The organism is Streptomyces sp. NPDC048290 (assembly GCF_040652095.1).
GTDB lineage: Bacteria > Actinomycetota > Actinomycetes > Streptomycetales > Streptomycetaceae > Streptomyces.
Genome location: NZ_JBEZLM010000009.1, coordinates 302,010 through 310,755, shown reverse-complemented (window position 1 = coordinate 310,755; position 8,746 = coordinate 302,010). Strand labels below are relative to the sequence as shown.

The 8,746-nt window shown below is 66.8% G+C and carries 8 protein-coding genes; 2 read left to right on the top strand and 6 right to left on the bottom strand.

The window, feature by feature from the left end:
* The first annotated feature begins 206 nt into the window (after positions 1-206).
* Together AB0D49_RS18430 and AB0D49_RS18425 are read left to right on the top strand one after the other, a co-directional pair.
* Positions 207-740 carry a VUT family protein gene (locus AB0D49_RS18430; RefSeq protein ID WP_362758283.1) on the top strand — a complete coding sequence of 178 codons (534 nt, stop codon included), beginning with the start codon at positions 207-209 and terminating at the stop codon, positions 738-740.
* A 63-nt stretch (positions 741-803) separates the two neighbouring features.
* Entirely contained in the window at positions 804-1,346 is a 543-nt protein-coding gene (locus AB0D49_RS18425) for a hypothetical protein (protein WP_362758281.1), read from the top strand.
* On the opposite strand, the gene AB0D49_RS18420 is transcribed toward AB0D49_RS18425, so the two are convergent.
* The 6 genes from AB0D49_RS18420 to AB0D49_RS18395 all read right to left on the bottom strand — a co-directional run bounded on the left by AB0D49_RS18420 (position 1,336) and on the right by AB0D49_RS18395 (position 8,741).
* A complete protein-coding gene (locus AB0D49_RS18420) occupies positions 1,336-3,102 on the bottom strand; it encodes a hypothetical protein (protein WP_362758279.1) in 1,767 nt (588 codons plus the stop codon). The two genes, AB0D49_RS18425 and AB0D49_RS18420, sit on opposite strands and share 11 nt — an antisense overlap.
* A 224-nt stretch (positions 3,103-3,326) precedes the next feature.
* The gene (locus AB0D49_RS18415; protein WP_362758277.1) at positions 3,327-4,757 is read right to left on the bottom strand and encodes a terminase family protein; all 1,431 of its coding nucleotides are present in this window, start codon (positions 4,755-4,757) and stop codon (positions 3,327-3,329) included.
* A gap of 94 nt (positions 4,758-4,851) precedes the next feature.
* Positions 4,852-5,403: a hypothetical protein gene (locus AB0D49_RS18410; protein ID WP_362758275.1), complete on the bottom strand. Its 552-nt coding sequence runs from the start codon at positions 5,401-5,403 to the stop codon at positions 4,852-4,854.
* A 199-nt stretch (positions 5,404-5,602) separates the two neighbouring features.
* A complete protein-coding gene (locus AB0D49_RS18405) occupies positions 5,603-6,277 on the bottom strand; it encodes an isochorismatase family cysteine hydrolase (RefSeq protein ID WP_362758273.1) in 675 nt (224 codons plus the stop codon).
* Positions 6,278-6,410: 133 nt separating this feature from the next.
* Positions 6,411-7,934: a methionine--tRNA ligase gene (locus AB0D49_RS18400; RefSeq protein ID WP_362758271.1), complete on the bottom strand. Its 1,524-nt coding sequence runs from the start codon at positions 7,932-7,934 to the stop codon at positions 6,411-6,413.
* 345 nt (positions 7,935-8,279) lie between these two features.
* Positions 8,280-8,741, bottom strand: a complete 462-nt coding sequence (locus AB0D49_RS18395) for a hypothetical protein (RefSeq protein WP_362758269.1) — start codon at positions 8,739-8,741, stop codon at positions 8,280-8,282.
* Positions 8,742-8,746 lie beyond the last annotated feature (5 nt).

The window sequence follows — 8,746 nt, the reverse complement described above, 5'->3', positions numbered from 1 at the left end:
CTGACCGCTCCCACAAGGTCTCGGTCTAGCGATCCCGGCCGTCTGGCCCAGCCCGAGCCGAAACCGGAGAGAGGTGCTGACCTGCGGTTTGTTAGTTCTCCCGGCAAGTGTCAGTGGCGTGAGCTGTACTGTCTGGGCGCCTCCCGCCTTCGTTCCGCTCAACGCAGGACGGCGAGTTCCTGCCACACCAAGACAGAAAGAAGATCGTGAAGGTCCCCGCTCCAGCCGGTATAGCCACGCTCGTCGCCTACATCGCCACCATCCCGGCCGCCAACCTGGCCGTCACGCACATCGGGGCCCTGCCCGTCGGCTTCGGCTACGACGCCCCAGCAGGCGTCTACATGGTCGGCCTGGCCCTCGTGCTCCGCGACCTCGCCCGTGAGGCCGCGGGCCGCAAGGCAATCCTCGCGGCGATCGCCGTCGGCACCGTCGTCTCCTACTTCCTCGCCGACCCTGCCCTGGCCTTCGCGTCAGCCGCTGCGTTCGTCGTCGCCGAACTGATGGACTTCGCCGTTTACGAGCCGCTCCGCACACGAGGGCTCCTTGTCGCCATGCTCGCCTCGAACGCGGTAGGCCTAATCGCCGACAGCCTGATCTTCCTCAGGATGGCCTTCGGCTCCTTCGACTACCTGCCCGGGCAGATCCTCGGAAAGGCCTGGATGACCCTCGGCGCTGTCGCGGTCCTTGCGCTCCTGCGTCGCCGGAAGAACGCCACTGCAGAAGCCTTGCCCCGCGCATAACACAGCAAGATCGACAACTGTGGACGGTTCGTTACCCTTTGACCAGACGATCATGGGGGGACCGTGGGCAACCTGCAGAACAAGAAGCTGATCATCAGTGTCGGCGCCGTGTGCGCCGCCACACTGGCCTCGGGTGGCTGGTGGATGATCTCCAAGGGGGACTCCACCAGCACCTGGGATCGCTCTCTCACCTACGCCGAGCAGACGACGATCCCTGTCGACGGCGGCCGCATCGAGGTCACCTACCAATCCGTAGATAAAGCGTCGTCGAACATCCCGGACTATGGGGACCGCACGTACACGCCGCACGTCTCAGTGACGGCATACAACGATTCCACCGAGGCGAAGACGTACACGATCAGAATCGACGTGTCGCGAGCGGGTGCCCCTGTGCGCACCAGCAGTAATGCCATAACTCTGTCCGGGGTGCAGCCCGACAGCAGGAGCCGCGGCCAGTACGAAATCACCCAGCGGGAACGCAGCGGGGAGCCAGGGGCGTCGGAGCAGGAGACATACGTCGACAGTCCGACGGGCAAGGACTTCACTCTGGAGATACGAGAGGTGAAGTCAGAGAAGTACTACACGGAATCCGGATCTACTCGCTGACATCACCCGCCTCCGCCTCGGCTGCAGCCGACGCGATGGGCTTCGGCTTGGTCTTCGCCTGGGACTGTCGCCCGGCTCTGATCCGTTCGACTTCCTGACGGGCGTCCTCGATGGGGTATCCGGCGTCTTGCAGCATGCGGATGCCAGTCTCAAGCGAGAGGACCCCCGCGGTAACGCCGCGCACCACCTCTTCCAAGATGGCCGTCCGGTCGGTGGGGGTGTGCGGGCCGAACACGATCTGGGCTGACAGCGGGGCTCCGGCAGCCCAGCCCTTGGCATGGCCAGCCTGGTGAATCCGTTGCACCATCTTCAACAGCAACGTGTACTTGTGGGCGCGCGCGAGCCGCATGGAGTCGACCAGAGAGTCGAGAGGGCCGAGGGACAGCTGGAGGGCGTATCCGCTGGGGACGTCGGAGGGATCGACGGTGCCCAAGCTGACGGCCGGGAGTCGGGCGTTGACGGCGGCCCTGTCTCGTACTTCCTCAACACGGGCACGAAGTGCGGCGAGTTGATGTGAGGTGTCAAGGACGTCCATGCGGCCGCCGTCGGCTAGCGCGAAGATCGTTCCAGGCTCGACCGCAAGAGGCTTGGGCCTGCCGGTTACACGGTCGACCTCGGGGCGTGCACCGGCCAGGCCGATGATGGGTGCGCCCGTGGTGGCGGAGGCACGAGCGGAGTCCGTGTCGGACTCCGCCAGTTCATCGAGGGCCTGCATGACCTTCGCGAGCATCGGCTGCCCAAAATGCTCACCGTCGGACACCGTGTTGCTGATGTGGACGATCGGGATGAAGTCCAGCCGCAGATCCAGCCGGTGTAGAACCTCCCCGTCCCCACGGGTACGGAAGCGGGCCTTGTCCAGCGGCAGCTCGTCCAGAGACTGGCCGTGCCGCAGATCGTCCAAGAGCCACTCAGCATCGGTCAGATGGCACGTAACGGCCGACGTCTGCCCAGATGCCCAGGGGTACGTCCGTTCGATCCTGCCGGAGCCAGGGTTGTAGCGATCGCCGCGCTCCACGACGAGCCCTCCTGGCCCATCACTGATCGGCCGTATGCCCTGCCCATCTGCTCCCTCATGACTGCGTGTGGACGGTGTGATGGGGCCGAGCTCGTACGTGATCCGCCGAAGCCGCGCCTTCATTCCCCTCTTGGGGTCTTCAGGGAGCTCCCAAGCCAGGTGCACGCGCTGCGGATAGTCGCCCGGGTCGGCATCGTCCTCGATCACGGGGAAGTAGAAGCCAGGGTCATACGTCTTGAGGCGTACTCGCTGCTTGTCCGGATCCCAGGCCAGGAGATACAGGCCGTCCCCGAGGAGCACGGCCTTGCGCTCGGCGGCCTGCATACGCAACGGGAGCAGCTCGGCCTCCGCCCACGTTCGCAGGCGCTGCTGCACTTCCGCGGCTGCCACAGCCTCGGGCGCTGGGGTGTCATCGGTGGCGTGCTCGGCGCCGGGCACGATGATCTGCTGAGACTTGCCCAGCAAGTGTGCGAGTGCCGTGTCGACGAACGTCGACGCATCACCGAACTCCCGCCGTTCGGAGGCTGCTTCGTTGCCTGTGAGAGCGGCGAGCTCGCCGGCCTGGTTGTTGTCGTAGGCCGCCATGAGCTTGTACGCGGCGAGACGCCGAACTGCTTCATCGGGCAGCCACGTCGCGTGGAGCTCAGGAGCCAGAGATCGGTGAGGCCGTCCGTCGTGCGCGGCGGACATGATCGGCTTGTAGTTGAGCCACGACCAGGCGTCGGTCAGGAAGGTGCGCAAGCCCACAGGGTTGAGGTCCGTAACGTCGGCCCCGCGCCTCCTTCACCCTAGGTGATCGAGGACCTGCGTCGGTCGGATCGCCCGGGGCGCAGTACTTCCTCAAGACCCGCCTCGGGATCGAGGACGCTGCGGAGCCCTTCCAGCAGTGGGCGGTGATGCTCGCCCAGAACCTGCTGCCTGCGGTGGGGTGCTGGCGTGAACTCCCCGATGCGACCCTTCTGTGTTCATCGCCGACCCGACAGGCGATTGTCGCCGTACGGGGTCAGAGTGCTACCGGCCTCGCTGGGGGCCGCGAGTTGCGTGAGAGCGTGGACAGCGGCGTCCATGCGGTCCGGCGAGTCCATGCCGGCGACCCACGTCACCATCTGCTGCTCCAGCGCAGGCCACTCACCAACATGGTGCACGCGACCCTGCTCGTAGAGCTGCGCAATCGGCTCCGCTCGAAGTCGCTTGCCCTGCTTGGCAGTCACCGGCAGTACCGCGGGCATCAGCATGCCCTCCGTGCGCTGTTCACGCTGCAGTCCCTGCCACGCCTGGTGGAGGATCTGCGTACTCATGTCGCCGCCGAAGTTCGACTCGACCACGATGGCGTCGGCCCGCAACTCGATGGCCAGCAGACATGCTTCGCGGCCCCAAGCGTCCGCACCGCGATTTCCCGAGCGGTCGTCCAGGACGTAAAGGTGTCCGTCGCGATCAGACGCTGCCGCGACGATGCCCGTCTCGTCACCGACAGCGGACTCTCCGCCTGCCGGGTCGACAGCGACGACGATGCGGGCCAGGTCGATACCGCGCAGCTGTGCTGCGCTGGTCCGGTTCTCGGTGATCCACGGCCACTGCCACACACCGCCGTCCTGTGGGCGCGGTTGCTGCATGTACAGCGACCACCACACCCGCTCGCCCACCGAGCGGCGGATCTCGGCGAGTGCGTCGGCGTCGTACCGCTCAGGCCACAGCGGTGCACCGATCGCACGGTTGAGGGCGTCGTCCTCGGACAGGGCGAGTGCAGGGAGATCAATGACCGTCCACCGGTCGCCCTCATCGGCCAGGACACGGCCGGCGAGATCATCCTCGTCCCAGCGCGTTTGAATCAAGATCACCGAGCCGCCCGGCTCGATGCGGGTCAGGAGGACGGCCTGCCACCACTCCCACAGGCGCTTGCGCATGGTGGGTGAGGACGCTTCCTGGGCGTCCTTGATCGGGTCGTCCACCACGGCCAGGTGGGCGCCCTTGCCGGTGAGGCCGCCGCCGACACCGGCCATGACGGCGCCGCCCTCGGTGCCGGCCAGGTCGAAACGGTTCGCCGCGCTGGAGCCGGGGCGCAGGCTGACGCCGAGCTGCGGGCCGTAGGTGAGGATCGCGTCGCGGATCCACCGACCGTGATCGTCAGCGAGGTCGGAGGAGTAGGAGGCGATCATCACCCGGTGCTCCGGGCGCCGCCTCAAGTACCAGAGGGGCGCCCACCTCGCGGCTCTGCGGCTTTTTCCGTGCCGGGGCGGCATCGTCAGTAGCAGCCGAGTCGGCTTCCCCGCCGCGACCTGCTCAAAGGCAGCGTCGATCAGCCCCAGGTGGGGGGCCTGCATCTCCCGACCGTCGGTGAGCACTGAGGCCATCGCGCCCGGCGAACGGTCCATCGCCAGCTCGCGCTCGATCCGCACAAGCCGAGCCCGCAGTTCAGGGGTTGAGGCTGCGGCTATCTCACGGCGTCGCTGCGCGGGAAGCGACCGGTAGAGCTGGAGGACCGCGGCCTCGTCAGCCCTTGCCATCCTCGCCCGTATCGCCCCCGGCAAGGGTGATCAGCCGCTCTAGTTCGTCCAGGCCCGCAGTCTCCACCTGGACCGCGGCGCCGTCCGGGCCGGACAGTTCGGTGCGGGCCGGCCGGTCCAGGCCGAGGAGGCGGCTGCTGCGCTCGATGATCCGTACCGCTCGGTCCACGGCCTGGTAGTCGCCGTTACGGATCGCGGCGCGGTAGACGCCGAAGAAGAGTCGCTCGAGGCGCTCCACCATGAGCTGACGCAGCTCATCGGTGTTGGTGTCCAGAGCAGTGGTGCGCTCGACGAGGGCCTTGGAGACGTCCTTGCAGGCGAGCTCGATCAGCCGCTTGTCGGTGGGAGGCTCCAGCCCGCGTTTGTACTTGTCGATGCCATACCCCTGTGGGTAGGCGATGCCGTCTGTGTTGATCGCAGGGTCGGCGGCCAGCTTGCGGCCAATGGTCAGCCAGTCGACGCCGGCGAGCTTGAGATCGATCGCGTCGGCGCGGCGCTGAGTGATGGCAGCCCGGGTGGCGCGGTTGGGGCGGCCCATGACACAACTCCCTGGGCCCCGCGCCTACTGTCCATGATCCCTGACTCAGCCGCGAACCGGGGTGACCTGCGCGTTCACAAAATCACGATCCGGGACACAGGGACACCCGCAGCGACAGGAGCGGCGGCGGCGCTCCAAAGCGCACTACCCGGCTGCCCCCTGCGTCGGCCGGGGACGACGGCAGACCTTCCAGGGGCTCTCACCCCTTGAACAAGTCGAGCACATCCAGGGTGGGACGCACGTCGCCAAATGTTCTGTAGACGGTGTGCAGCGTGGCGTTGTGATCCTGATCGCGACCTGCCGCATTCGCGTCTGCCACCATGATGACCCGGAAACCGAGCGTGCTGGCATCACGGGCCGACGACTCGCAGCACACGTTGGTGACAGTGCCGGTGATCAGGACCGTATCCACGTCGCGCTGCTCCAACAGGTCAGGAAGGCGGCAGCGGCCAGGGAAGAACGCGCTGGGCGCGGACTTCTCCACCAACAAGTCTTCGCGGTGGACCAAGAAGTCTTGCCAGAGACGGTCGGCCAGAGGCCCGGTGCCACCAGAAGTGCGGAAGAGTTCGGCAATCTCCGGGCCGAAGAACTCGTCGCCCACCGCCGTACGCTCACCCACCGCCGGCAGGACCCAGGCGACCGTGCCGCCCGCCGCTCGAAGGCTGTCCGCGAGGCGGCTGATGTTCGGCACGATGCCTCGGCAGTACGGATTCTGCGAGACGAAGAACGGCACCATGTCGATCACCGCCAAGGCGGTGCGGGCTGGGTCAAGGTGCGTGAACGCGAACCGGCGGCCACGGCGTTCCTCCTGCCGGGCGTACTCCCGGTCTTCGATCCGCCATTCATGCTGCTTCACGTCGATCTCCGGCAACATGAGTCCCCCGATCCACAGCACCAACACGATGACGTGAGCTGGCCAACTTATCGGCTGTACAGGGGCGGTGTGGCGGGAGCGGCGGAAGCCACTCCCGCCGGAAGCGCGTCACGAGGCGAGGTCGAGCTTCGCCCTATGCGTCGCCCTCGGCAATGCGAGGGAACAGAGGGTTCGCAGGCGGCAGAACCCCATTGATCTCTGCAACCTGCCCGGCGATACGGGAGGCGGCATCCGGGAGGAAGGGCTGCAACTGGTCGCCCAGTACGCGGCATGCCTGAACAAGGGCGGCAAGGACCGTGTCGAGACGTTCCCCGGCCCCACGATCACCGCCCTGCTCTGCCTTGGCCAGCTCCCAGGGACGGGTGTTGTCGACACAGCGGTTGGACTCTTCCACGATCCTCCAGACCGAGGAGGCTGCCTTCCGCAAGTCGAAGTCGGACAGGGCCGTATCAACCTCGCCCGGGACGCTACGACAAGCCGCGATCAGCGGTTCCGTAGCCAGAGCCACGCCGCGGCGCAGGGGCACGTGCCCCTGTCGGTAGCGATGAACCATGGTCACGACCCGGTTGACGAGATTGCCCAGGCCGCCCGCCAGGTCGCCGTTGGCCCGGGCGATGAGCCGCTCCCGGGTGAAGTCGGCGTCACCGACCCGGGGGACTTCCCGCAGAAGCCACCAGCGCACCGCATCGGTGCCGAACTCGTCGACGAGGTCCGCAGGGTCGACGGTGTTGCCGCTGGACTTGCTGATCTTGCGTCCGTCGACGGTGAGGTAGTCGTGGACCAGGATGTCGGTGGGCAGTGGTAGCCCCGCGGACAGCAGCATGGCCGGCCAGTACACGGCGTGGAAGCGCACCACCCCCTTGCCGACCAGGTGGATGCGTCGCTTGCTCTGCACCCACCAGCGTTGATAGGCCTCGGCATTGTCCCCGTAGCCGAGGCTGGTGACGTAGTTGCCGAGCGCGTCCCACCACACGTAGACGACCTGGCTGGCGTCGCCCGGTACAGGAATGCCCCAGCCGCGGGCTCGGCTGTGGGAGCGGGAGATGGAGAAGTCGTGCAGCCCGCTGGTGATGAGAGCGAGGACTTCGTTGCGGCGGGCAGCCGGTTCGACCCGCAGGGTCCCGTTGGAGATCAACTCGTGGAGGGTGTCGGCATAGCGGGACAGCCGGAAGAACCAGTTCTCCTCGGCGACCAGTTGGGGCTCGGTGCCGTGCTCGGTGCATCGGCCGTCGACCAGATCGGCCGGAGTGTAGAACTGCTCGCAGCCCACGCAGTACAGGCCCTCGTAGTGCTTGCGGTACAGGTCACCGGTCGAGGCGCACTGGCGCCACAGCCGCTCCACGCCGATGCGATGGCGCGGGTCGCAGCTGGTGCGGATGAAGTCGTCGAAGGAGAGCGCCAACGGTTCCCGCAGTGCGGCGAAGGCCTCGGCATTTCGGTCGACGAGGGTCTGGACGTCGACCCCTTCGGCCTCGGCGGCCAGGACGTTCTTGAGAGAGTTGTCGTCGGTTCCGCTGAGCAACCGGACCTCATCGCCGCGGTGGCGATGGTGCCGGGCAAGGACGTCTGCTTGCACCAGTTCCAAGGCAAAGCCGAGGTGCGGGCGGGCATTGACATACGGGATCGTTGTGGTGATGTAGTGGCGTGATGCGGTCATCGGAACCTCCAGTAACGAGGCGGAGCTCCGAGTCCGTGAACAGAACGAGGCCCCGACTCGGGGCCTCGGAAACACGCGCGTCCGGTATCAGCAGCCCCGCTGGCGGGGCATCATCTCGATTCGGAACGAAGGCGCGATCATGCGGAGATGCTAGCAGCGACGCCCGCGTCTACGGCGAGCATTTCTGACTGGAGGCAAGGCGCCGCCCGAGGGTCCCACAGCCCCCCGCATTCCTCACAGACCGCACGACCCTGCCCCCACTGGTCTTGTCGGAGATGGAGACCCGCACGGTGGACTCGGTAGGCGGTCCACGAGGGCCGCCCATCGAGTCCACCGGTCAGTCGGTCAGGCGAACGTCAGTTGCTCCGGGCCGTTCTCGTCTGCATCACCTCCGGGCAGCGGTGGCGCGTCTGGTACGTCGCGGTTGAGGCGCAGCCACCAGGCGAACTGCCAGTTCCTGCAGGTCCGGTACAGCCGGGAGCTCCTCCCGGTGGCGTCGAGCGGAATGGAGTGCTCGCCCCATCCGAGGATGGGGCGAGCGTTGGCCAGTCGAACTCCGAGGCCTGGCACGAGGGCGTTCCCCTGCCAGGTCTCGCCGGGCGCGTGCTCGAACGCCAAGTGTGCGTTGCGGGACCAGTCCCAGGGGATCGGTAGAGCGCACAGGTACCAGGCGACTGGCGGGTTTGCTGCGGGTAGGTGAAGTGTCTGCCGACGTTGATGAGTGTTGATGTGTGGCCGGTCGGCTTCTCCGAACGTCTTCAGACAGTGCTGTGTCAGGTCGATTTCACGGATGCCGGCCAGCCACATGATGC

Excerpts from the sequence above, each read along its gene's own strand:
- AB0D49_RS18395 (WP_362758269.1), bottom strand. The coding sequence starts at position 8,741 with ATGTGGCTGGCCGGCATCCGTGAAATCGACCTGACACAGCACTGTCTG.
- AB0D49_RS18405 (WP_362758273.1), bottom strand. The coding sequence starts at position 6,277 with ATGTTGCCGGAGATCGACGTGAAGCAGCATGAATGGCGGATCGAAGAC.
- AB0D49_RS18410 (WP_362758275.1), bottom strand. The coding sequence starts at position 5,403 with ATGGGCCGCCCCAACCGCGCCACCCGGGCTGCCATCACTCAGCGCCGC.
- AB0D49_RS18400 (WP_362758271.1), bottom strand. The coding sequence starts at position 7,934 with ATGACCGCATCACGCCACTACATCACCACAACGATCCCGTATGTCAAT.